This is a genomic window from Corynebacterium tuscaniense, assembly GCF_008693065.1.
Classification (GTDB): domain Bacteria; phylum Actinomycetota; class Actinomycetes; order Mycobacteriales; family Mycobacteriaceae; genus Corynebacterium; species Corynebacterium tuscaniense.
On record NZ_VXKH01000002.1, the window covers coordinates 110007 to 133071 of the forward strand.

General features: G+C 57.6%; 22 protein-coding genes. 14 read left to right on the forward strand and 8 right to left on the reverse strand.

Annotation, left to right across the window (positions count from 1 at the left end):
• Nucleotides 1-46: 46 nt before the first annotated feature.
• Genes F4V54_RS01345 through dut form a run of 3 tightly spaced genes read right to left on the reverse strand, consistent with a single transcriptional unit; the run spans nucleotide 47 to nucleotide 2639 of the window.
• Entirely contained in the window at nucleotides 47-1321 is a 1275-nt protein-coding gene (locus F4V54_RS01345) for a class I SAM-dependent RNA methyltransferase (protein WP_150385975.1), read from the reverse strand.
• The gene (locus tag F4V54_RS01350) at nucleotides 1321-2100 is read right to left on the reverse strand and encodes a DUF3710 domain-containing protein (protein WP_150385976.1); all 780 of its coding nucleotides are present in this window, start codon (nucleotides 2098-2100) and stop codon (nucleotides 1321-1323) included. Before F4V54_RS01350 ends, F4V54_RS01345 begins: the two co-directional genes overlap by 1 nt.
• A 56-nt stretch (nucleotides 2101-2156) precedes the next feature.
• Nucleotides 2157-2639 (reverse strand): dUTP diphosphatase, encoded by a 483-nt coding sequence (gene dut / locus F4V54_RS01355; RefSeq protein WP_150385977.1) that lies wholly within the window; start codon nucleotides 2637-2639, stop codon nucleotides 2157-2159.
• A 169-nt stretch (nucleotides 2640-2808) separates the two neighbouring features.
• On the opposite strand from dut, the gene F4V54_RS01360 reads away from it, so the two are divergent.
• On the forward strand, nucleotides 2809-3360 hold the full coding sequence (locus F4V54_RS01360; protein WP_232218051.1) for a DUF3093 domain-containing protein: 552 nt from the start codon (nucleotides 2809-2811) through the stop codon (nucleotides 3358-3360).
• A gap of 23 nt (nucleotides 3361-3383) precedes the next feature.
• Here F4V54_RS01360 and F4V54_RS01365 read toward each other — a convergent pair whose 3' ends face one another.
• Complete coding sequence (locus tag F4V54_RS01365; RefSeq protein ID WP_034661410.1) at nucleotides 3384-3677, reverse strand: DUF4193 domain-containing protein; 294 nt, start codon at nucleotides 3675-3677, stop codon at nucleotides 3384-3386.
• 298 nt (nucleotides 3678-3975) lie between these two features.
• Here F4V54_RS01365 and F4V54_RS01370 point away from each other — a divergent pair, with 298 nt between their 5' ends.
• A complete protein-coding gene (locus tag F4V54_RS01370; RefSeq protein WP_102724121.1) occupies nucleotides 3976-4590 on the forward strand; it encodes an NADPH-dependent F420 reductase in 615 nt (204 codons plus the stop codon).
• A complete protein-coding gene (locus F4V54_RS01375; protein WP_150385978.1) occupies nucleotides 4587-5636 on the forward strand; it encodes an LLM class flavin-dependent oxidoreductase in 1050 nt (349 codons plus the stop codon). The genes F4V54_RS01370 and F4V54_RS01375 overlap by 4 nt, the downstream gene beginning before the upstream one ends.
• A 4-nt stretch (nucleotides 5637-5640) precedes the next feature.
• Here the strand turns inward: F4V54_RS01375 and F4V54_RS01380 are convergent, their stop codons facing one another.
• The gene (locus F4V54_RS01380; protein WP_150385979.1) at nucleotides 5641-6528 is read right to left on the reverse strand and encodes an inositol monophosphatase family protein; all 888 of its coding nucleotides are present in this window, start codon (nucleotides 6526-6528) and stop codon (nucleotides 5641-5643) included.
• Nucleotides 6529-6571: 43 nt separating this feature from the next.
• Between F4V54_RS01380 and ppgK the strand changes: the two genes are divergently transcribed.
• Nucleotides 6572-7348: a polyphosphate--glucose phosphotransferase gene (gene ppgK / locus F4V54_RS01385; protein ID WP_150385980.1), complete on the forward strand. Its 777-nt coding sequence runs from the start codon at nucleotides 6572-6574 to the stop codon at nucleotides 7346-7348.
• Between the two features lie 244 nt (nucleotides 7349-7592).
• Nucleotides 7593-9320: an RNA polymerase sigma factor gene (locus F4V54_RS01390; RefSeq protein ID WP_150385981.1), complete on the forward strand. Its 1728-nt coding sequence runs from the start codon at nucleotides 7593-7595 to the stop codon at nucleotides 9318-9320.
• A 57-nt stretch (nucleotides 9321-9377) separates the two neighbouring features.
• On the opposite strand, the gene F4V54_RS01395 is transcribed toward F4V54_RS01390, so the two are convergent.
• A complete protein-coding gene (locus F4V54_RS01395; protein ID WP_150385982.1) occupies nucleotides 9378-11123 on the reverse strand; it encodes a DEAD/DEAH box helicase in 1746 nt (581 codons plus the stop codon).
• A complete protein-coding gene (locus F4V54_RS01400) occupies nucleotides 11120-11371 on the reverse strand; it encodes a DUF3039 domain-containing protein (protein ID WP_034661631.1) in 252 nt (83 codons plus the stop codon). The genes F4V54_RS01395 and F4V54_RS01400 overlap by 4 nt, the downstream gene beginning before the upstream one ends.
• 60 nt (nucleotides 11372-11431) lie before the next feature.
• Here F4V54_RS01400 and F4V54_RS01405 point away from each other — a divergent pair, with 60 nt between their 5' ends.
• The 6 genes from F4V54_RS01405 (at nucleotide 11432) to galE (ending at nucleotide 16903) form a co-directional block, all read left to right on the forward strand.
• Complete coding sequence (locus F4V54_RS01405; RefSeq protein ID WP_084576375.1) at nucleotides 11432-11914, forward strand: DUF3099 domain-containing protein; 483 nt, start codon at nucleotides 11432-11434, stop codon at nucleotides 11912-11914.
• Between the two features lie 22 nt (nucleotides 11915-11936).
• Nucleotides 11937-13472 carry a DUF7782 domain-containing protein gene (locus tag F4V54_RS01410; RefSeq protein WP_211359441.1) on the forward strand — a complete coding sequence of 512 codons (1536 nt, stop codon included), beginning with the start codon at nucleotides 11937-11939 and terminating at the stop codon, nucleotides 13470-13472.
• A 15-nt stretch (nucleotides 13473-13487) separates the two neighbouring features.
• A complete protein-coding gene (gene dtd, locus F4V54_RS01415) occupies nucleotides 13488-13922 on the forward strand; it encodes a D-aminoacyl-tRNA deacylase (RefSeq protein WP_034661418.1) in 435 nt (144 codons plus the stop codon).
• A gap of 184 nt (nucleotides 13923-14106) precedes the next feature.
• A complete protein-coding gene (locus tag F4V54_RS01420) occupies nucleotides 14107-15102 on the forward strand; it encodes a sigma-70 family RNA polymerase sigma factor (RefSeq protein ID WP_150385984.1) in 996 nt (331 codons plus the stop codon).
• Nucleotides 15103-15244: 142 nt separating this feature from the next.
• Nucleotides 15245-15937 carry a metal-dependent transcriptional regulator gene (locus tag F4V54_RS01425; protein ID WP_034661422.1) on the forward strand — a complete coding sequence of 231 codons (693 nt, stop codon included), beginning with the start codon at nucleotides 15245-15247 and terminating at the stop codon, nucleotides 15935-15937.
• A gap of 3 nt (nucleotides 15938-15940) precedes the next feature.
• Nucleotides 15941-16903: a UDP-glucose 4-epimerase GalE gene (galE, locus tag F4V54_RS01430; RefSeq protein ID WP_034661423.1), complete on the forward strand. Its 963-nt coding sequence runs from the start codon at nucleotides 15941-15943 to the stop codon at nucleotides 16901-16903.
• Here the strand turns inward: galE and F4V54_RS01435 are convergent.
• Nucleotides 16900-18084: a DUF4192 domain-containing protein gene (locus F4V54_RS01435; RefSeq protein WP_170253082.1), complete on the reverse strand. Its 1185-nt coding sequence runs from the start codon at nucleotides 18082-18084 to the stop codon at nucleotides 16900-16902. The two genes, galE and F4V54_RS01435, sit on opposite strands and share 4 nt — an antisense overlap.
• Before the next feature lie 255 nt (nucleotides 18085-18339).
• Here F4V54_RS01435 and F4V54_RS01440 point away from each other — a divergent pair, with 255 nt between their 5' ends.
• From F4V54_RS01440 to F4V54_RS01450, 3 genes are all read left to right on the forward strand, one after another.
• Nucleotides 18340-19404 carry a PAC2 family protein gene (locus tag F4V54_RS01440; protein WP_034661427.1) on the forward strand — a complete coding sequence of 355 codons (1065 nt, stop codon included), beginning with the start codon at nucleotides 18340-18342 and terminating at the stop codon, nucleotides 19402-19404.
• A gap of 8 nt (nucleotides 19405-19412) precedes the next feature.
• The gene (locus F4V54_RS01445) at nucleotides 19413-21986 is read left to right on the forward strand and encodes a DEAD/DEAH box helicase (protein WP_150385985.1); all 2574 of its coding nucleotides are present in this window, start codon (nucleotides 19413-19415) and stop codon (nucleotides 21984-21986) included.
• A gap of 90 nt (nucleotides 21987-22076) precedes the next feature.
• Complete coding sequence (locus tag F4V54_RS01450; RefSeq protein WP_150385986.1) at nucleotides 22077-23039, forward strand: hydrogen peroxide-inducible genes activator; 963 nt, start codon at nucleotides 22077-22079, stop codon at nucleotides 23037-23039.
• Nucleotides 23040-23065: the final 26 nt, after the last annotated feature.

Here is a 23065-nt window from a genome sequence, read left to right on the forward strand (position 1 = left end):
GCCGAGTCGGCTTCGGCGGTACCCTCAGAAGATTCGGAACGCACATCTATGCACGTACCAGGCTGCACAAAACTTCAAAATGATGGGTCATCGGGAATGCATCCACGAGCGCCATGCGCTCCACCACATACCCAGAGTTTCCCCAGGCAGCGAGATCACGCGCGAAGGTTGCCGGATCGCACCCAACATGAATGACACGCTGTGGATCACGCTGCGCAATATCGTGGACAACCTCTGACCCTGCGCCTGTACGGGGAGGATCCAAAACGACAAGACCAGGATCTGCCAGGTGGCCTAGACCCGCTTCAACTTTTTGATTACGCATGTCAACATCAAGGTCCGCCAGACAGGTTTGTGCCTCACGGTTGGCCGCATCCGAGTAATCAACACTGTGGATGCTGGCTCGCCCGCCCATTGCTTTGCTTATCGACGGCACAAAGAGTCCCACTCCCCCATACAGATCCCATCCGATTGGCCGCTCATAATCGTCGGCTGCCCAGTCAGTGATATAGCGCGAGTACGCCGCTGGTGCCGCACAGTGTGCCTGCCAAAACGCGGTAGGCGGGAAGACAAATTCAAAGTCTTCTACGTGTCCTCCAGATTCCACGGGCACTACTTCTGCAACAGCTAGATCACCTTCAATAACGGTTTCTACCCACTCAACGCGTCGCCCGCGTTGAGCCTTGGCTGTTTCAACGACATGGCGCTGGCCATGAGAATCCATCACCACAACGAGTTCCACCCCTGGTGTGAACGTGCGCGCACCTGGCCCAACAACCCCATCCAGAGCGCCGGGAAGAACCTGCGTGCAGGCGACATCCGCAACGATGTCATTGCTACGAGCTTTACGCACCCCGGCACAGCCATCCGGCCCTACACCCAAGCGGGTCCGCGTGCGCCACCCAAGAGTGGGCTTAAGTGTTTCTTCCTCAAGGTCAATGGCTAAATCAAAACCATCAAGCACACCGCTGGTTTGGGCGTGGTGGGTCAACTGTCCGATGAGAACCTCACGCTTGAAGCGTTGTTGTGCTGCTAGTGCGATATGCGAGTAATCGCAGCACCCCGCTCCCACAGCAGCCGCTGGGCACGCATGATCCACGCGGTCCGCGGAAGGCTCAATGACCTCCACCACGTTGCCCCGCGCCCAGCGCTTTTTCACCCGATTCAATGTCACACTCACGGTGTCACCCGGAACAGCACCACCAATAAACACGACACGACCGTCGGGTGCATGCGCAATCGCCTCCCCACCATGCGCCATCCCATGAGGTTGCAATGTCAGTGTGACACCACTCGTGAGGTCCCCTGACGGGTCAGACATCAGTTCTCATTCTCCAGGTGCTGAGCCCGCTGAGCTTGTTGAGCCATTGCTTGCTGCAGCTGCGCTGCCAGCGGGGCTGGGATTTCCACTGGCAAAGAATTACCCGCCAGGACCGGCGTGGTGCCACGGTAGATGAAAGAGCGGGCAATAACACTGCGTGCCAAGTCGGCCAAGTAGTCTTCCTTGCCATGCGGCGCGGCCGCCGTCATACGGTAAAGCCAACGCGGCCCTTCCACGGCAATGATGCGGATAATGCCGTTCTCCCCACGACCAACGACCTCACGGCCCCACGGACCGGTTTCAAATTCAGTGGGCATGCCCTCGCTGCGCATCCCCTCGGCAATCTCATTGGAGGATTCCTCCCACATGCCGCCAGAGTTCGGTGCGGCAAACGCAACCGGGGTCATCCGGCCAAATTCCGTCACCACATGCAGCATTCGCGGACCGTTCTCACCCATCTCCACCTGCACCTGTGAGTTCTTCGGCAGTGGCAACGCAATGGACCCCAAGTTCAGCACGCCATCGGAGACATCGCTGAAATCAAAATCATTGATGTCCACGCTATCCCCATCAAAGGGGCCCGACTCCCCATTGACCACGTCATGTGGGATAGACACCGGATCTGAATCCGAATCAGCATCATCGACGAAAGCTTCAGCCTCCGTGCTCTCAGCGCTGTCAGTGGGGTCCTCGGCGACGTCGATAAGCTCCCTGACTTGTGCCTGATCCTCGCCGGATTCTTCGGCTTGCTTCTTCTTGCCAAATGGCCACAGTGCCATGATGAACCTCGCTTTGATCGTTATTAACTGGATTGAGAAATGAGTTATGGGATGGCTTAGGAAAAAGAGTTAACTCCGGTGGAGCCGTACCCGCCAGCACCGCGCTCCGTCTCATCTAAATCATCCACCTCGACGAAGTCCGGTAATTCAACGCGCTGCACAACCAGCTGGGCAATACGCATGCCACGCGTCACCTCAAAAGGAGTTTCCCGGTCCGTATTCAACAAACAGACCTTGACCTCTCCACGGTAATCAGCATCAATCGTGCCAGGGGTGTTCACAATGGTCACGCCATGCTTTGCAGCCAAACCTGAACGCGGATGCACCAAACCGACCGTGCCCAGCGGCAACGCCAGCGCAATGCCCGTACCCACGAGCTTGCGCTCACCCGGGGCAATGGTCAGATCCTCCGTTGCATGAAGATCAACCCCGGCATCACCACGATGCGCACGCTGCGGCAACGGCAAACCAGGGTCAAGCCGCTTCAAAGGAATCGGGCCGATACTACTAAGTCCGAAATTATTCGTCGTATCTGTCACGCGCCCCACACTACGTCACCCACCGCGACTTCTGCGCGAGTGCACTGGGGTTTCCACGATCAATCCATGCGCACACGGTTCAAAGTTCGAGCCCTTTAGATCTGAGACCGTGAATCTCGGTTCTGGCCACATACACCTCATCATCACTGCGATGCCTAACATAGGAGCCGTGAGCGAGAACAATGAGACATCCAACGCAACCACTGCCCAAACGCCCAACTCCGGCGCGAGCACGGTGCTTTATTCCGAACGGCAATGGGTGCCGGTGTGGTGGTGGGTATTGGCCGTTGCTTTTGCGGGGCTCATAGGAGCACAGGTAGGACACAACCGCTCCATGGTGTACTTCATCGCCACATTTCTCATCGTGGGCGCGTTGCTCGCGTGGTACCTCACCTACTTGTCCTCAACGGTGGTGAAAGTGGAACAAGACCCCGATGGAACACGGTGGCTCGTAGTCGGCGATGCGAACCTGCCTCATACGGTTGTCCCCCGCTCCCTCGCCGTACCTAAGACAGCAAAGCAAAATGCGCTTGGCCGACAACTCGATCCCGCCGCTTACTTGATCCACCATGCGTGGGTGAAAGAACTAGCTTTGTTCGTCCTCAATGATCCGGAGGACCCCACCCCATATTGGCTCATCTCCACCAAGAACCCAGAAGCTCTCCTGCGCGCCTTCGTGCCTGATCAGGCTGATGCGGCAGTAGAGCCACTAGGCAGGTAATCCCAACACCCCCTTACGGGGTTCTACTCGCAGTCGAGGCAGATCTTTGCCCCATTGTCGTCGATATACCCAAGACGGTTGTTCTTCTGCACAAGGAAGCACGAAGCACAGGTAAATTCGTTGTCCTGCTTGGGTACAACGGAAACATTCAGCTCCTCGCCGGTGAGATCCACCGTTGGTGGATCGAATGCGTCCACGACTTCCCCGTCATCATCCATGCTGCTGCCCGCGACTTCAGCCGCCTTCAGCCCCTCGAGCGAGTCCGTCTCAATCTCGTCATCGAGGCGCCGGCGGGGAGCATCATAATCAGTGGCCACGAAAGGGTCTCCTTCTGATACTTTCTGTGCCCTACATGACCGCGTGCTAGTGCACGTAATCGGTCGATGCGATGGCCTTCATTGCGTACTTTCGACGCGATAGTAAATCACGTTCGCCCAGATGTCATGTTCCCCTGCCGGAGTGTGATTCCGGCGTGTCGCAACACGGGGGTATCAGCAACATTGTGGATACGCTTCTAAGCGCTCCTTCGCTGGTGAATCCGCACGAGTTGCTGGAGATATCACACTCTAAGATACTAACGTCGATGACACGTCATATAAAGAGAGGGTGTTAAGCATGCACATCGGAATCCTCGGCGCGGGCAAACTTGGTACCGTTCTGGGCAGACTTGCCGTCGCGGCGGGGCATGATACAACGCTAGCTAGCTCAGGAAATCCGGAGACAATCGATCTTATCGTTGGCACCCTCGTTCCCGGCGCACGTACCGGTACTGTACAAGAGGTCGCTGCGATCGCCGACGTGGTCATCCTTGCGCTTCCCCTGCGCAATTTCCGCCAGCTCCCCACAGATGCGTTAGCCGGAAAACTTGTAATTGATGCGATGAACTACTGGTGGGAAACGGATGGCCATGAACCCGATCTCGCGGAGGCCCATTCTTCACAGCTCGTGCAAGACCATCTGAACAATTCGCGTGTGGTAAAGGCCTTCAATCACATGGGCTACCACGACCTCGAAGAAGGTCCTGGCACAGGCAAAGCCATCGCTGTCGCTGGTGACAATGCGGAAGACGTCACGCTCGTGGGCACGCTCGTCCGAGACTTCGGCTTTGAGCCACTGCTATTGGATTCCCTCAAAGCCGGTATCGCTTTACAGCCCGGCTATCCGGCCTTCGGCGCGAATGTAGACGTGCAAACACTACACTCACTTGTAGACAAGAAGGAGTTGGCATGACCACGCTAGATCCCGCAGCGATTGAGTTCGGTCTGGACACATTTGGGGACCTACCACGAGAGGCAGACGGCTCCCTGTTCACTTACTCCAAAGCAATCCGCGCGACGCTGGAGGAGGCTGTGCTCGCGGACTCCATCGGTGTAGATGCATTCACCGTTGGCGAGCACCACCGGCCGGATTACGCCATCTCTTCCCCACCCACAATGTTGGCCGGTATTGCCACCGCTACGAACCACATGAAGCTGGCCTCGGGCGTGACAGTGCTGTCCTCCGACGATCCGGTCCGCGTTTTTGAGCAGTTTGCCACCTTGGACGCATTGTCCAATGGCCGTGCAGAGGTCATTCTTGGACGTGGCTCTTTCACAGAGTCTTTCCCCCTGTTCGGCTACAAGCTGGAGGATTACAACCGCCTGTTCGAGGAGAAGCTCAATCTGTGGGCTGAGATTGTGAAAGAGGAGCCGGTGACCTGGTCCGGCCAGACACGCCCCGCACTAGAGAAGGTAGACCTGTATCCGAAGACGGATCGTGGCCTGACTACATGGGTTGGTGTGGGAGGTTCGCCGAAGTCCGTGGTGCGTACAGCGCGCTACGGTTTCCGTCTCATGTTGGCGATCATCGGCGGGGCACCCGTGCGCTTCAAGCCGTACGTTGACCTGTACAAACAGGCGACGGAGCAGTTGGGTACCACTACATATCCCGTGGGCGTGCACTCCCCTGGTTTCGTTGCCGACAGCGACGAGGAAGCCAAGAAGATCATCTTTAAGGAATACGCCGCGGCACAAAACCGCATCGGCGTCACCCGCGGATGGGCACCGCTGACCCGCGACAGATTCGAAGCTGAAATCAATGATGGTGCGCTCACCGTAGGATCACCTGAGACTGTGGCAAAGAAGATCGCCAACACGGTTCAAACCCTCGATCTCGGACGCTATGACATGGTGTACTCCACCGTCGGAAACATCCCCCATGCTGCCCGGATGCGGTCCGTGGAGCTGTACGGCACAAAGGTTATTCCACTCGTGCGGGAAATCCTCGCCGCCAACTAATGGCTTAACATAACGAGTCGAACGCACCTGCAGCAGCTAACACTTCACGAAATTCTTCCCACACGCCCGGTGCGGCCGCGGCAGTTAATTCGCCATCTTTGCCGGAGGCACTGAGCCCAGGGTGATGCACGCGCGCACCAGCCTCAGCGGCGATCAGCGCCCCAGCAGCATAGTCCCACGGGTGGATTCCGTGCTCGTAGTAGGCGTTGACGGTACCTTCCGCCAGCGCGCACAGATCAAGTGCGGCCGACCCCATCCGGCGAATGTCACGTACCTGCGGGAGGAGATTGGTGATGATCTGGGCTTGCTGCGCACGCCATTCGGGAATATAGGAAAAACCTGTGGCAACTAGCGCATGAGCCACCGTGCCTTTCTCCTGTGGTGAGCAAGTGAGTTGGTGCCACCCTTCATCATCTTCTACATACGCGCCTTCCCCCGCGCGGGCAATGTATGTGCGGCCGGTAGCCACGTTGATCACCACAGCAGCAATAAGCTTCTCCCCGGCTGCTGCGGCAATGGATATCGCGTATTGCGGTATGCCGTAAAGGAAATTCACAGTGCCATCGATAGGGTCCACAATCCACCGGACCCCTGACTCGGACTCTAGCGATGTGCCTTCCTCCCCGACGATGCCATCAGTGGGCCGTAATTCTTTGAGCGTACGGGTGATGTGCTCCTCTGATTCTTTGTCCACCACGGTCACCGGATCCACATCGGAGGATTTTGTTTCAGCCGTGCCTACCAGCGTGCCCGATGTGATGAGCTCCGCGCGACGAGTACGCACGAGTTCTGCAGCGCCTAGGGCAGCTTCCAGAGCTACGGCTAATAGCTCGCTTGTGTCGATTTGCTCGTGCGCTTCAAGGTTGTCTATGTGATCGTCTGTGCCAGTCATCGTGCTCAACTCTAGGCGACATTGATAGGTAAACTCGGGAGGTATGAATAACGGGAATCTCCCCGCAGGTGGGAACTATTGTTGCGGCATTGATATTGGTGGCTCTGGTGTCAAGGGGGCTGTGGTCAACATGGACACCGGTGAGTTTGTTACTGAGCGCATCAAAATCGAGACTCCGCAGCCAGCAACCCCTGTGGCGGTTGCAAGGACGGTCGCAGAGATCGTCGACAAGCTGAACTGGGATGGTCCAGTGGGAATCTGCATGCCGACAGTAGTGAAAGACCAGGTTGCACGAATCGCTGCAAATATTGATTCCACGTGGATTGGCACCAACGTCCACGATCTGTTCACGAAGCACTTACCTGGCCGAAGCATCGCCGTGCTTAATGACGCGGACGCGGCTGGCCTCGCTGAAGTTGCTTTCGGCGATGAGGTCGTCCGGACTGGCACCGTCCTATTCCTCACCTTCGGTACTGGCATTGGCTCCGCTTTCATCACAGACGGCACCCTGTTCCCCAACACCGAGCTTGGTCACATGATCGTAGGAAAGAAGGAAGCTGAACACCAGGCATCTTCCGCTGTGCGTGACCGCGAGGATCTCAGCTACAAGCAGTGGGCAACGCGCGTGGATAAGGTACTCAAAGAGTACGAGCGCCTGTTCAACCCCAGCATGTTTGTTGTTGGTGGTGGCATTTCACGCAAATCCGACAAGTGGGTTCCTTTCCTCACCGTTGACACGCCCGTGGTCCCCGCCCAGCTCCGCAACCGTGCAGGTATTGTCGGTGCGGCAATGGCAGTGGCCAAGGACGTCACGCCGTAACGCATCAATTCCCCCTGAAAGAAAAACCCCATAACGGTGGCGAAGCTCAGCCGTGTGTGCATATGCTGTACGGTTGTCCTTTGATCTCTGGTCCTCTTGCCTATCTCAATGGGATGGCAAAATAGACTTCAACAGGTGAGGTTGTTGGATCCACCCCACGGGGCTCAACCCCGCCAACGCAAATGCGCGTACCGTGGGGGCGGACAACTTCCGACAGTAGTGATGAGTGCACGAAAGGTCGTACGTGGCAGCTAGCACCCCTTCCAGCAAGAAGAGTCCTGAAACCGTCGGCGCATCCGGCGCAACCCAGGCACCCGGTGACACCGGGACGGCTTCTCCTGCGCGCGCAACCGCCAAGAAAACTGCAAAAAAGGCGGTGAACAAGACCGCACGAAAAACCGCGGCGAAGAAGACCGTGAAGAAGACCGCCCGTAAGACCACGGCGAAGAAGACCACCAAGGCGGCCGCTTCGACCACCGCGACTGAAAAAGCAGATGTGGCTACCGGTGAGGGCAAGGCCTCGAGCACACCTGCAAAAAAGACGGCTAAGAAAACTGTCAAGAAGGCCGTTAAGAAGACAGCTAAGAAGGCTGCAAAGAAGACCGCGGCAAAAAAGACGGTGCGTAAAACGGCTGCAAAGAAAACGGTGAAAAAGACTGCCGCGGCACAGGCCCCCAAGGCAGACGAGCTGGAAGATGAGCTCGATGTCGATGAGGCAGATGACGCGGACGATGTGGATGATGCCCTGATCGATGACGACATGGACGGCGACGAGCTGGATGATGATTATGATCCGGAGATTGCCGGCGATGAGGACCTCGACGATGAGGACGAAGATGACGTCGCCGACGATGAGGACGAAGAAGAGGATGAGTCCGAATTCGTGCCGGAGCTCGGTCAGGAAAGCGCCGCTGGTGAGTCCGCACCGGCTGGTGCTGAGGATGATGAAGATGATGGCAGCCCAGCTCCGTCTGTGTGGGACATTGAAGAGTCCGCTGCTCTGCGCCAGGCCCGCAAGGATGCGCAGCTCACTGCTTCTGCGGACTCGGTCCGCGCATACCTGAAGCAGATCGGTAAAGTTGCGCTGCTCGACGCTGAGCAGGAAGTTTCGCTGGCCAAGCGGATCGAGGCGGGCCTGTATGCCCAGTACCGCCTCGATGAGATGCAGCGTGCAGCCGAAGCAGGCGATAAGGATGCCAAGCTCACCCCTGCTGTGAAGCGTGATCTTCGCGCAGTAGCACGTGATGGCCGCAAGGCGAAGAACCATCTGCTGGAGGCAAACCTGCGTCTCGTGGTGTCCTTGGCTAAGCGCTACACCGGCCGTGGCATGGCTTTCCTTGATCTGATTCAGGAAGGCAACCTTGGCCTGATCCGCGCGGTGGAAAAATTCGACTACTCCAAGGGCTACAAGTTCTCCACGTACGCCACGTGGTGGATCCGCCAGGCGATTACCCGCGCGATGGCAGACCAGGCACGCACCATTCGTATTCCGGTGCACATGGTCGAGGTCATCAACAAGCTCGGCCGCATCCAGCGTGAGTTGCTGCAGGATCTCGGCCGTGAGCCGACGCCGCAAGAGCTGGCGAAGGAAATGGACATCACCGAGGAAAAGGTCCTCGAAATCCAGCAGTACGCCCGTGAGCCCATCTCCCTGGACCAGACCATTGGTGATGAGGGTGACAGCCAACTCGGAGACTTCATTGAGGATTCTGAGGCCGTTGTGGCCGTCGACGCCGTGTCCTTCACCTTGCTGCAGGACCAGCTCCAAGACGTGCTACACACGCTGTCCGAGCGTGAAGCTGGTGTTGTGCGTCTGCGCTTCGGCCTGACCGATGGTATGCCGCGCACGCTCGATGAGATCGGCCAGGTTTATGGCGTGACGCGTGAGCGTATTCGCCAAATCGAGTCGAAGACGATGTCCAAGCTGCGCCACCCGTCACGTTCGCAAGTGCTGCGCGATTACCTGGACTAGATCCGCCTTCCTTACTCCCCCGGCTCCCTGGTGCTCGTTCACAACGGCTCCGAGGAGTTACCAATCTCGCAGGTACGCAATGCGCTTGCGCAGTTGGTCCGCGGAGCACAGTGCGGTGGGCGGACCACCACATGCTTTGCGCACTTCAGTGTGGATCGCACCGTGCGGTCGTCCTGTGCGTGATGCAACGATGGATACGCGCGTGTTGAGCTCTTGCCTCAATGCCGGGATGTCCTCCGACGCAACGCCACTTGAAGGCCTTTCGCTTATCGACGTTCCCGCGTGCCCCGGCCGCGCCTTCTCCGCTGCCTCCTGCGCCGCCTTTTGTTGTGCTTTCTGTTCTGCCTCACGGACATCAAGCTGATCGGCTTGACGCTTGCGCAGCAGAGTTTTCACTTGCTCTGCATCCAATAGACCGGGCAGGCCAAGAAAGTCTTGTTCTTCCTGTGTTCCGGCGAGAGTGGGCGTACCGTAGGTGGACCCATCAAAGATCAGGGAATCCAACTCAGCAGAAGCACCAATGGATTGGTAGCTTGGCTCCTCATCAGGCTCTGTCTGCTGGCGGTTAGCCTGCTCCAGCAGTTCATCGGACCAGCCCTGCTCACGGTGAGGTTTGCCCAAGACGTGGTCGCGGGAGACCTCCATTTCCTCGGCCAAGCGCAGCAGCACTGGGACAGAGGGAAGGAAGATCGAAGCGGACTCGCCGGGCATGCGGGAACGGACAAAACGGCCAATCGCCTGGGCAAAGAACAGCGGTGTGGAGGCAGAAGTGGCATACACCCCCACGGCGAGGCGGGGAACATCCACGCCTTCAGAAACCATGCGCACCGCCACCATCCACTCGTCCTGGGAGGCAGAGAACTCGTCGATGCGTTTGGAGGACCCGGGTTCGTCGGAAAGCACCACGGTGACGGGCGTAGAGCTGATCTTTTGCAAGATCTTCGCGTACGCACGCGCGGTAGTCGTGTCGGTGGCGATCACGAGCCCACCTGCATCCGGCATATTCGCGCGAATCTTCAGCAAGCGCGTATGCGCTGCTTGCAGCACAGCAGCGATCCAATCACCCTTCGGGTCAAGGGCTGTCTTCCACGCGCGTGCGGTCTGCGCCGCATCAAGAGGCTCCCCCAGTCGGGCTGAATATTCTTCGCCCGCAGAATCCCGCCACTGCGCCTCACCGCTATACGCCAGAAAGACCACGGGACGCACAACACCGTCTTTGAGGGCTTCCGCGTAGCCGTAGGTGTAATCAGCTTGGGAGACTAGGTGGCCTTCCCCATCCTCGTCATACCGCACAAAGGGGATCGCCGAATCATCAGAACGGAAAGGCGTACCCGTCAACGCAAGACGATGCTCCACATCGTTATACGCCTCGCGCACACCGTCGCCCCAACTCTTGGCATCGCCAGCATGGTGGATCTCATCCAAAATCACCAGCGTACGGCGAGCACTTGCTACTGCGTGGTGCTTAAACGGGTGCATGCCCACCTGGGCGTAGGTGACCACAACACCGTCATAGGCAGGGTTCACCGCAGACGAGTTAGTAAACGCCGGATCAAGCGACAATCCGAACCGGGCTGCCGCTTGCGACCACTGCACCTTGAGGTGTTCTGTGGGCACCACCACGATGATGCGCTCCACGGTTTTATCCGTGTGTAGCATGCTGGCAAGCGTGAGTGCAAACGTGGTTTTTCCGGCACCGGGCGTAGCCACGGCAAGGAAATCCTTGGGTTTGTGCGCGAAGAATTGATCAAGGGCCTCCTGCTGCCAGAGACGAAGAGTCGGCCCCGCGACGGCGTGGGTCACTTCTTGCGCAGCCCCTTGAAAATCCGCTCACAGTCCGGGCAGACGGGTGAACCTGGCTTCGCCTGCTTACGCACGGGGAACGTCTCCCCACACAGGGCGACAACCATGGCGCCGGAGACTGCGGAGTTAACGATCTGGTCTTTCTTTACGTAGTGGAAAAACTTCGGAGTGTCGTTATCTTGCGAGGTATCTTCGCGGACATCGGGCCGTTCGATCGTTTTCGTACTTGTCTGACTCACAGACACCATCATGCCCCATCCCCGCGGCAAGTCGCATAAGCCGTGGGCACCGGTCTACCCTTGGTGCCTATGAGCACTGCCCGCGGCGACAATGACGACGACATCGTCGTCGATGCTGCCATAACGGATTCCAGTCAGACACAGCCATCGGCAACATCGAGGCCACACAGGACGCTTCTGCACCGTCGCGCGCAATTGATCACCAGTGCCCGCCGCTCCCCTTCGGAGAATCGTCGCTCTCGCGAAACCAAGTATTTGATTTTGCAGGGCTTGCGTATCCCCTTCGTGTTGCTGTCCATCGCTTCTGTGTTGTGGTGGCACAACTGGTGGCTCGCGCTCGTCTTCTTCTGCATTTCCATCCCCTTGCCATGGATCTCAGTGGTCATCGCCAACGACAGCAATGAGGTGCGGGACAAGCGGACACAGAATGTGTATAAGCCAGCTGCCGCGCGCCACCAGATGCTTGTTGCACACCAGCAGGCACAGCTCTCCTCCGGACGCACAGACAGTGGCGAGCAAGATGAGAATCCAGGCACAATCGATCACATCTAGGCATCGGTAGAAAGGCGACATCGTGTCCGCAGCTTTTTCCGCAGACATTGCGCGTGGATTGACCTGGGAGTTGCATGAGGCAGGCCTCACAGCTGATTCCATCGCAGCACACTTGGGCCCAGACGCCACGGATGCGCTCTACCGGGGTGAACCCGGCGCGGTGTTGGCTGCGTGTGATGGTTCACGTCTGTCAGATCTGATTCGCTTTTTTCTTTTGCGCCGGCCCTTCACGCCAGCGAAACTTGCAGATGTACTGTCACCGCGTCTTGCGTTAGCGCTTATCGACGGCGGGTGGGCCACCACAACCACCTCCGGCGACGTGGTTATTGCCGTTGATGTGCGCCCGCACGTGATCGCTGGCGAAGACAGGTTTGTGTTCTCTGATTGTGACGCTTCGGTGACACAACATGTTCCAGGACCAGACCATGTTCTTGGTGTGGGTGCTGCGAGTTTGTCCCTGCTGTCCGCTACCCCACTGACTCCTGTGGATTCCGTCTTGGATCTTGGCACCGGTTCCGGTGTTCAGGCTTTGGCGCAGTCTGGATGCGCGCAACGTGTGGTGGCTACGGATGTGCATCCACGCGCGCTGGATTTCGCGCGAGCCACTATGGCCGGTGCCGGTGTGAACAACGTGGATATCCGCGAAGGCACTTGGTTTGAGCCTGTGATCGGGGAGAAATTCGACCGTATTGTGGCCAATCCCCCATTTGTGGTGGGCCTTCCGGAGGTGGGCCACGTGTACCGAGATTCGGGCTTGAACCTGGACGGCGCCAGCGAGCTGGTGGTGAAGAAAGTGCCGGAGCATCTTTCACCCAATGGCACGGCGTTCATTCTGGGCGCATGGATTCATGCTGATGATGAGCCGTGGGACCGCCGCGTGGCCTCCTGGTTCCCACAAACGGGCGTGTCCGCCTGGATGTGCCAACGTGACGTTGTTGATCCAGCTTTGTATGTGTCCACCTGGCTCAAAGATGAATCAGTTGATCCGCGCTCCGAGGATGGGATCGAACGCACCCGTGCATGGCTGCAGCACTTCCGTGATGCCAGTGTACGGGCGGTGGGCTTCGGCTGGATCTTCATTAGGAATATTGGAGATGCCCCGAGCGAACTTACCTTTGAAACGTTGGATCAGCCCTTCACCGATCCTCTTGGCCCTGAAGTAGAGGAATACTTCACACGGATAGAGTGGCTGCGGGGATCTTCCCAAGAAGACATTCTGCAGGCGCGTTATGCGGTGCGTCCTGGCGTCGCACTGGAAGACGTAAGTGTGGCGGATGTGCACACAGGTATGGGCTTTGAGCAGAAGGTGAAGCGCCTGACCCGCACGGATGGCCCACGTTTCACCCACGACATCGATGATGCTGTGGCGTCCATTGTCTCTGGGCTGAACCCTGATGGCTTACCGCTGAGTGAAATAGTGGGACTGTGGGCGGCAGCGCAGGGGCTGGATGATGCACAAGAAGAAGCACTGGCTGTTGAGGCCACCGGAATCATCGTCGATTTAATCCGACATGGTTTCGTCCTACCCACTGACCTGATTAGCCGCCACAGCGCTTAGAAGGAGAAAACCTGTATGAAGGCCGTTCTTACTCGCGTTACCCAAGCCTCTGTCACCGTGGATGGGGAGATCGTTGGCGCTATCGACTGCCCGGGGACCGGCGGTGTCCTTGCTTTAGTAGGCGTCGGCCGCGATGACAGCGAAGATGCGTGGGAGGTGATGGCCCGCAAGATCGCCGAGCTTCGCATTCTAGAAGGCGAAGTCTCCGTAGAAGATGCTGGCGCGCCAGTGCTCCTGGTGAGCCAGTTCACGCTCATGGGCCAGACTAAGAAAGGGCGCCGTCCTTCCTGGTCTGAAGCAGCCCCGGGCGCTGACGCGGAACCCATCATTGGCAAAATCGCCCAAGCGTTGACCGAGCGTGGCATTCATGTCGAACAGGGACGCTTCGGCGCGATGATGGATGTCGCTTCTGTAAATTCAGGTCCTTTCACCGTTCTTGTTGAATGTTGAGCGTTAACTGCTAAAGTCCAACAGGTAGGTTTTAAACACGTTTGCTCCTACATCGGGCCCACATTGAACCCTCGTTGAAGCCAATGTGAGCAGCAAAAACAGAAGTTTTTACCATTAGGGAACAAAGCTGTGCGGTCCGGCGTTAATAGGTTAGATTCGCGAGACTTAAAGGAGCCCGATCACCATGACCCAACCCGATGTGGATCGTGTCGATGACAACGAGGAAAAGGTTGATCGCGGGAGCCGACGTAACCAGACCAATGACAACCCGTCAGCGGACCTCGTCCGCGTTTATCTCAACGGCATTGGTAAGACTGCGCTGCTCAACGCCGAGGAGGAAGTGGAGCTCGCGCAACAAATTGAGGTCGGCCTGTACGCCCAGCATCTCCTCGATGATCCTGAGGTGAAGCTCACCCGCGCTAAGGCCCGCGATCTGAAAATTTTGGCAAAGCAAGGCCGCAAGGCCCGCTCCCATTTGTTGGAAGCGAACCTCCGCCTGGTCGTCTCCTTGGCTAAGCGCTACACCGGCCGTGGCATGCCTCTGCTGGACCTCATCCAAGAGGGCAACCTTGGCCTCATCCGCGCGATGGAGAAGTTCGACTATGCGAAGGGCTTCAAGTTCTCTACCTACGCAACGTGGTGGATCCGCCAAGCTATCACCCGTGGGATGGCAGATCAGTCCCGCACTATTCGCCTCCCAGTCCACTTGGTGGAACAGGTGAATAAGCTCTCCCGCATTCGCCGTGAGATGTACCAGTCCCTCGGCCGTGAGCCAACGAATGAGGAGCTGTCGGAGGAATCCGGCATTGAGGAAACCAAGATCGAGATGCTTTTGCGCCAGTCGCGCGATCCGGTGAGTCTGGACATGCCGGTGGGAGCAGACGAAGAAGCACCGTTGGGTGATTTCATTGAAGACGCGGAAGCGGCGGACGCTGAGGACGCTGTGGTCTCTGTTCTGCGGCACGATGACATCAATGACATCATCAACGGCCTCGAGCAACGCGAGCAAGATGTAATTCGTTTGCGCTATGGCCTCGATGACGGCGTACCACGCACTCTCGACCAGATTGGCCGCAAGTTCGGGCTGTCGCGCGAACGGGTGCGTCAAATTGAGCGCGAAGTAATGAGCAAGCTACGTGCTGGTGAACGCGCGGATCGTCTGCGCGATTACGCTTTCTAAAACACAAGCTCTTATGCGTCACCCGGCTTCCACTCTCTATGGTGGAGGAGCCGGGTGTTTACCTGTCATACGCCCGGGGTCATGTTTGTCGGCTACCATTGGCCGGAGTTTGTCGTGCGATGAGTCCAAAAGGATATCTACTGTGAGAGATCTGGTTGACACCACCGAGATGTACCTGCGTACGGTCTACGAGCTGGAGGAAGAAGGCATCGTTCCGCTGCGAGCGCGTATTGCCGAGCGCCTGGACCAGTCGGGCCCCACGGTGTCTCAGACGGTGGCGCGCATGGAGCGTGATGGTCTCATCATCGTGGAACATGACCGTTCTCTGTCCCTCACTCCGCGTGGCCGCGAGCTTGCCACCTCTGTGATGCGTAAGCACCGCTTGGCCGAGCGCCTGCTCACGGACGTGCTGAGCTTGGATCTGAGCAAAGTTCACGCTGAAGCATGTCGCTGGGAGCATGTGATGAGTGAAGAGGTAGAGCGCAAGCTGATTGACGTGCTGGAGGACCCCACCCGCTCCCCCTTTGGCAACCCAATCCCAGCTTTGGATGAATTGGGATACGAGGCAGCCAAGGAACTCGATCTGGGGGTGCGCGTGAATGAATTGGATCTCAGCGAACCGGTGAAGGCTGAAGTCGTGCAGATCAATGAAATTTTGCAGCTTGATTCAGAGCAGTACTCCTCCATCTGTCGTTTTGGTATTACCCGTGGAACCAAGGTGACACTGACAGGCAAGCCACATGGTGCTGTGACAGTCACAACTGAAACTGGCTCCGAAATTGAGCTAACACCGGACATCGTGCACGCACTGCGTGTGAAGAAACTGGAGGGCTAAATCATGGCGCAGCTCGTTGTCACTGGTGGTGCCGGCTATGTGGGAAGCGTATGTACCAAGGTGCTTGTGGATGCCGGCCACGATGTCACGGTTGTAGACAATTTCTCCACAGGTAACCGCGATGCAGTTGTACCCGGTGTGAACCTGGTGGAGGGCGACATTAACGATGTGATCGATGAAGTTCTCGCTGCCGGCAATGTTGATGGTGTACTCCATTTCGCGGCACGGTCACTCGTTGGTGAATCCGTGGAGAAGCCGGATGAATACTGGCGTGACAATTTTGAAACGTCGCTGAAGCTGCTCAATTCAATGCGCGAGCACGGTGTTAATTCTTTGGTGTTCTCCTCCACTGCCGCCACATACGGTGAGCCGGAGCGTGTGCCCATCACGGAAGATATGCCCACCGCCCCTACGAATCCTTATGGTGCGACAAAGCTGGCCATTGACTACGCCATTACCTCCTACGCCACTGCCTACGGTTTGGGGGCAACCAGCTTGCGTTACTTCAATGTTGCCGGCGCTTATGGCGGGTACGGCGAGAACCATGCCACGGAAACACACCTCATCCCGCTGGTTCTGCAGGTCGCACAGGGTAAACGCGAGAAGATCCTCATTTACGGTGATGATTGGCCCACTGCGGATGGCACGTGCGTGCGTGATTACATCCATATCCGGGACCTCGCCGATGCGCACATGCTCGCGCTGAAGACGAATTCCCCCGGCAGCCACAGAATCTTCAACCTTGGCTCAGGCGATGGCTACTCAGTGAAGGAAGTCATTGAGGCGTGCCGTCGCGTCACGGGACACCCCATTCCCGCTGAGGTTGCACCGCGTCGCGCCGGTGACCCGGCCACTCTCATCGCTTCTTCCGCACGCGCGAAAGAAAAGCTTGGATGGTCCCCCACGCGCACGGACCTGGACACTATCGTGGCCGATGCGTGGGAGTACACCCAAGCTCGTGGCTAGGCCGCCTGCTCCCCTCCTGTCTCGCGCGCAAGCAACGCAGCACAAGCGGTTTCGCACCCCTCCAGAATGGTGGTGACTAACTGTTGCTGTTGTCCAGTCGCCATGACTTGCAAGCAGATTGCTGACATTGAGTGCTGTGGCATTTCTTCTTGTGCGCACGCCAGTGCCGTTGATGCCCACGAGGACAAACCTCGACTGATGGCCACGAGTGCCCACAAGCTCAATGCATTAGCGCGGATAACGCCACAGAAATTCCGGGCAACGGTTATCAGAGCTGTTGCTGCTGTTTCAGGGTGATCGATTGCTTGTCCGATGAGGCAGTCCCGCAATGGCGCCCGAATGAGGGATGCGACGAGTGCGCGGAGTTCATCTTCATCGTTAAAGAGCTGTTCAAGCGTGGGGTGCGCATCATCGCCAACGAGTGGCAGTGGTTTCACGTTCCGCAAAGCCCGACCTGCTGCCCGCACGACGTCCGCAGCGCCAGGTTCACAACGATCCAGCTTGCGGCAGAGCTCATCACTTTCTTTCCGGGCGGCAGCTGCCAAGGCCTGCGTCTTCTTCACTACTTTCTTACTCGTGCAGCATTCCTGCACGCAGTCAAAGAAGGCAAAGGTGTCTTCGCGTGACAGCGCTGGCAACGTGCCGTTGTCGCGCATGGCCTGCATCGCCGGAGAGGCAATGACTGAGCCAATGATGCCACGCTCCCATTCACTGCATTCAGGGGCGACCTCCGGCCCGAAGATCATCCGGTATGGGGTGCCTTGGGCGATTTCGCTGACGTGCCAGCAGACGTCGATAAGCGGGTGCCCTCCCCCGCATTGAATGCTTTCGAGTTCGTCTATAGCGGCGAGCGCACTGTCAGAATCCGGGACGCGGGTAATGATGATCCCGAGGTACGTCACGCATGCACCATTAAGCTGCGTAGCTATCGTCTCGCGGATGTGGCAGGCGTGAACGATGTCAGCGCGCAGGACCGGGCCCAAAATGAGGGCATCCGGATTCTCATCATCATGCACCAGGCCAATGACAATGACGGATTCCTGCGGGTAGAAACCCAACGTTCCCGGAATCGTGGCAATAATATTGGAAGGACTGTTGACCACGGGTATGTCAGACAGCCATGGGTCGAAGAATGGATCGGATGAATTGTGTTCCCTCTGCGGGTTGTGTGAATGTGTCATAACTACTTTGACTGCTTCACGCCAAAAATCGGTTCCATCCATTTCCAAAGTGCCCGTTTTTTGTTTTCTAAGCCTGTGAATTCTCAGGAAAATTCCACAGGCGTACCGCACAACCCACGCTTTTCCGCACCAACCCGTGGGATGCCGCACACCATGTCGCCGGCGGTCCGTATGGTGGGAATGAAATTGTGAGCAGACATCGTTGTAGAAGATGTATGCGTTCACTCGTAGAACGTGAGAAGGAGGATGTTTTCAATGGCGTCAGATGACAAGCGTCACATGTATGAGCTGGAGTATCCGGCTCCCGCCGTCGACGGCGGCGCGTCCTCCGGCCCCACCTTGATCATCGCAATGCAGGGCTATGCGGATGCGGGTCATGCTGTGGAAGGGGCCGCCGGGCACCTTAAGGCCGCACTAGATTCGCGCACGGTAGCCACTTTCAACAATGATGAGTTGATTGATTACCGCTCGCGCCGCCCGATGGTGACTATGAGTGAGCACGAGATCACGGACATGGAATCCATCGAGTTGGACATGCGTGTCCTGCGCGATTCCAAGGGAACTTCCTTCCTGCTTCTCTCCGGCCCGGAGCCGGATCTGCGCTGGGAGGCATTTTCTAAGTCTGTGGCTGATCTGGTGGATCACTTCAATGTGGATAAAACCATCTGCCTGTATGCGGCCCCGATGGGTGCACCACACACGCGCCCCTTGGTGGTGTCTGCCCATGGGAACGACCGCGAGTTGGTGGGCACGATGTTCACCTATGACGGCATGGTCTCAATGCCGGGTGCTGCCTCGGTGATGATTGAGCGGGAGCTTCATGCTCGTGGGCGTCGCGTGGCCGGGTACACCGCGCATGTTCCGCACTATGTGTCCGCATCGCCGTACCCGCAGGCGGTATTCCAGCTGCTGCAGTCCGTCTCCGACACCTCGCAGTTGCAATTTCCGCTGCGTGCGATTGAGCAGGATATTGAGCGCGTGCAGCTTCAGCTTACGCAGCAGACCAATGATTCTGAGGAGGTTTCTCAGGTCGTGCATCAGCTTGAGCAGCACTATGACCGTGAGATGGAGTCGTACCGGAAGAAAAATCCCCAGAAGATGATGCCGGGCGAGGCTCAGGTGCCTAGTGGGGATGAGATTGGGGAGGCATTTGAGAACTTCCTCGCCGCGATCGATGACCGGGACCGCTCGCGCGGTTTGGGCCCAGCCTCAGACGATCAGATGTGGGAGCACGATCCGCAGGTGGATCTTGGCTTCTATGAGGATGGTTCGGATTCCACGCCTGACAGCGATGACGCGTCGTCGGATGACGGCGAGTAGGCCAGGTCATGGAATCAACTGGTGCAGCCGGCGACCAGCAAACACTCGGTGACACACTGAGTGATCTGGAGGATGTTCCCGCATCGCTTTTCGACGATGCGGTGTGGGATACCTTCATCCGCTGGACCCAATCACGCGGCATTGTCCTTTACCCCGCCCAGGAGGAAGCTTCCTTGGCTGTGCTGGCTGGTGACAATGTCATCCTGGCCACCCCGACGGGCTCCGGTAAATCCATGGTGGCTCATGCTGCTCACTTCATTGCCATGGCGCGTGGCCAGCGCACCTTTTACACCGCACCCATCAAAGCGTTGGTGAGTGAGAAATTCTTCGCCCTGTGTGAAATTTTCGGCCCGGAGAACGTGGGCATGATGACGGGTGACGCCACCGTCAACGGCCACGCACCCATCATCGCCGCAACAGCAGAGATTGTGGCCAATATCGCGCTGCGCGAGGGCAAGAACTCCGACATCCGCCAGGTGGTCATGGATGAATTCCACTACTACTCCGACCCGGAGCGTGGGTGGGCATGGCAGGTGCCACTGTTGGAGCTGCCCCAGGCACAATTCCTGCTCATGTCCGCCACCCTCGGCGATACAGCGTGGCTGGAGGAGGATCTCACCCGCCGGACAGGCCGGGAAACCACCTTCGTTGGTGGCTCTGAGCGCCCCGTACCGTTGGATTTCCACTACGTGTTTACACCGGTACACGAAACGATCGAGGAACTGCTCAAGGACGGCAAGGCCCCCATCTACGTCGTGCATTTCTCCCAACGTGAAGCAACGGAACGGGCGCAGGCGTTGACATCAATCCCGATGGTCTCCCCCGAGGAGAAAGAAGCCATCCGGGAAGCACTGGGAGATTTCCGCTTCACCACCACGTTTGGCAAGACCCTGTCGAAGTTGCTGCGGCGCGGCATTGGTATCCACCATGCGGGCATGCTGCCGAAGTACCGTCGCTTGGTTGAACGTCTTGCGCAGGCCGGACTCCTTAAAGTCATTTGTGGAACAGACACCCTTGGAGTGGGAATCAATGTTCCGATTCGCACGGTGTTGATGACGGGCCTGGCTAAGTATGACGGCACCCGCCAGCGCATTGTGAAATCCCGTGAGTTTCACCAGATTGCCGGCCGTGCCGGCCGTGCGGGCTTTGACACCGAGGGTACTGCCATCGTGGAGGCTCCGGAGCACGAGATTGAGAATGTCAAGCTGCGCCGCAAGGCTGGGGATGATCCGAAGAAGCTGAAGAAGATTCGCAAGAAATCTGCCCGTGATGGGGAGATTTCCTGGTCGGAGAACACCTTCCAGCGCCTTACTCAGGCTGAGCCGGAAGAACTGACTAGCCAGTTCCAGGTATCTAATTCGATGCTGCTCAACGTGATTGCGCGTCCAGGGGACGGCTACGAGCACATGAAGAATCTCTTGCGCGGTAACCACGACACGCGTGCGAAGCAGAACAAGGACATCCTCACCGCGTTGGATCTTTTCCGCGGTCTCATCGCTGCCGGAGTGGTGGAGCGAACCCCTGATTCGCCAGCGTTCCGCCCGTACACGCTCACCGCGGAATTGGATCGGGATTTCGCACTGAACCAGCCATTGTCGCCTTTCGCATTGGCGTTTTTGACATTGCTGGATCCCGCGTCGGAAAGCTATGACCTGGACGTGATCTCTGCTTTTGAATCGATCCTCGATGACCCCCGCCAGTTGCTTCAAGCACAGCAATCAAAGGAACGTGGCGAGGAGATTGCCGCCCTCAAGGCCGACGGTGTGGACTACACCGAGCGCATGGCAATCGTCGAGGATGTGACGTACCCGCAGCCGCTCAAGGAGGAGTTGGAGGACGCATACGAGACGTTTGTGCAGGGCAACCCGTGGGCGAAGGAGTTCGAGCTATCCCCCAAGTCCGTTGTGCGCGACATGATCGAACACGCGATGACCTTCTCCGACGTCATTGCTACCTATGGTCTCGCACGCAGCGAAGGCGTGGTTCTGCGCTACCTCACCGATGCGTGGCGCACACTTTCCCACTCCATTCCGGACGCGTATATGACGGAGCGACTCGACGACATCATCGTGTGGCTCGGCGAGCTCATCCGCCAGGTCGATTCTTCGCTTATCGACGAATGGGCGCACATGAGCGACGAATCCACCCCGATTAGTCGCGATGATCTGGAGCGCGAACTAGCTTTTGGCGTCGAGGACCCCACGGCCCTGACAGCCAATCGTCGGGCTTTCACCATCATGGTGCGCAATTACTTCTTCCGCCTCGTGGAGCTCTTCGCTTATGAGAAGGAGAAGGAGTTGGCGGAGATGCTGGATTACATGGACCTGGCGGATCAGCCGGACTGGGCAGCACTCATGGACGACTACTTCGACGAATACGACGATGTAGAACTTGATGGCGATGCGCGTGGTCCTGAGTATTTCTCTCTCACAGAAACAGAGTCACGTGAGTGGACTGTCACGCAGATCATCAAAGATCCCCCGGGGGATAATGCGTTTCAGCTGCACGGCACCGTGGATTTGGATGCCTCCGATGCCGCGGGTGAAGTGCGGCTGAGTTCACTGGTGATGCGCCAGGTCTAGGTGGGCCACTCGAACAACATGATCGACCGATGGTGAAATTAAACTTTTATTTTTACCAAAAAACCTATGAGCCTCTCTATGGTTATAGGCATGCCCGATAAAGCTTCCCTGCCTACGCTGGCCCAATTACGCATGTTTGTCACACTGGCAGAGAACCGTCACTTCGGCACGGCAGCAGAGAAACTTTCCATTACCCAGCCCTCCCTTTCTCAGGGCTTATCTACATTGGAGAAAGGGCTAGGCCTCCAGCTAATTGAGCGTTCTACCCGGAAAGTCATTGTCACCTCCATTGGTCAGAAACTTGTCCCCTATGCCCAGGCTGTGCTCGAAGCCGTAGATGTTCTCGAGGCACAGATTTACGGGGGGCGCGAGTTCTTAACTGGACAGCTCTCCATCGGGGTCATCCCCACAATCGCCCCGTATCTCCTGCCTGCGTTCCTACCCATCGTCCGGGAGAAGTTCCCCAAACTTGAACCCACGATCATTGAGGAAACAACCCCTGTCCTGATGGACTCCTTGCGCGATGGGAAGATCGACCTCGCCCTCATCGCCTTTCCGTCAAAAGAACAAGGCTTCACCGAAATTTCGCTTTACACAGAGCGCTTTATCGTCGCGTTGCCCCCAGGCCACCCCTTCGAAGGACGCGAGGATTTGACGTTGCAGAGCCTCGATGATGTGAGCCTTCTATTGCTTAATAACGGCCACTGTATGCACGAACATGTCATGGACCTCTGTCGCCTTGCCCAAGTGGACGCTGGATACGGCAGGGATTCCGTCAGCCGTGCGGCTTCCCTCACCACCATCATCCAACTCATCGCAGCAGGTCAAGGTTGTACGTTGTTGCCGGCCTCCGCAGTCATTGCGGAATGCACGCGCCCAGGTATTTCCTTCGCACAGTTCGATCCTTCTGTCCCCGCTGGGAGGCACATTGGGCTCGTGTTCAGAAAATCCTCCGCTCGTGCGGAGGAATTCGCTGCTCTTGGTGAGGCAATTAAGGAATCTTACGAAAAGACAATTGCTGCGGCCGGGCCACTGGGCCTGCGAATCGAGTAAATACACCACTGCCGGTAGACTTCCGC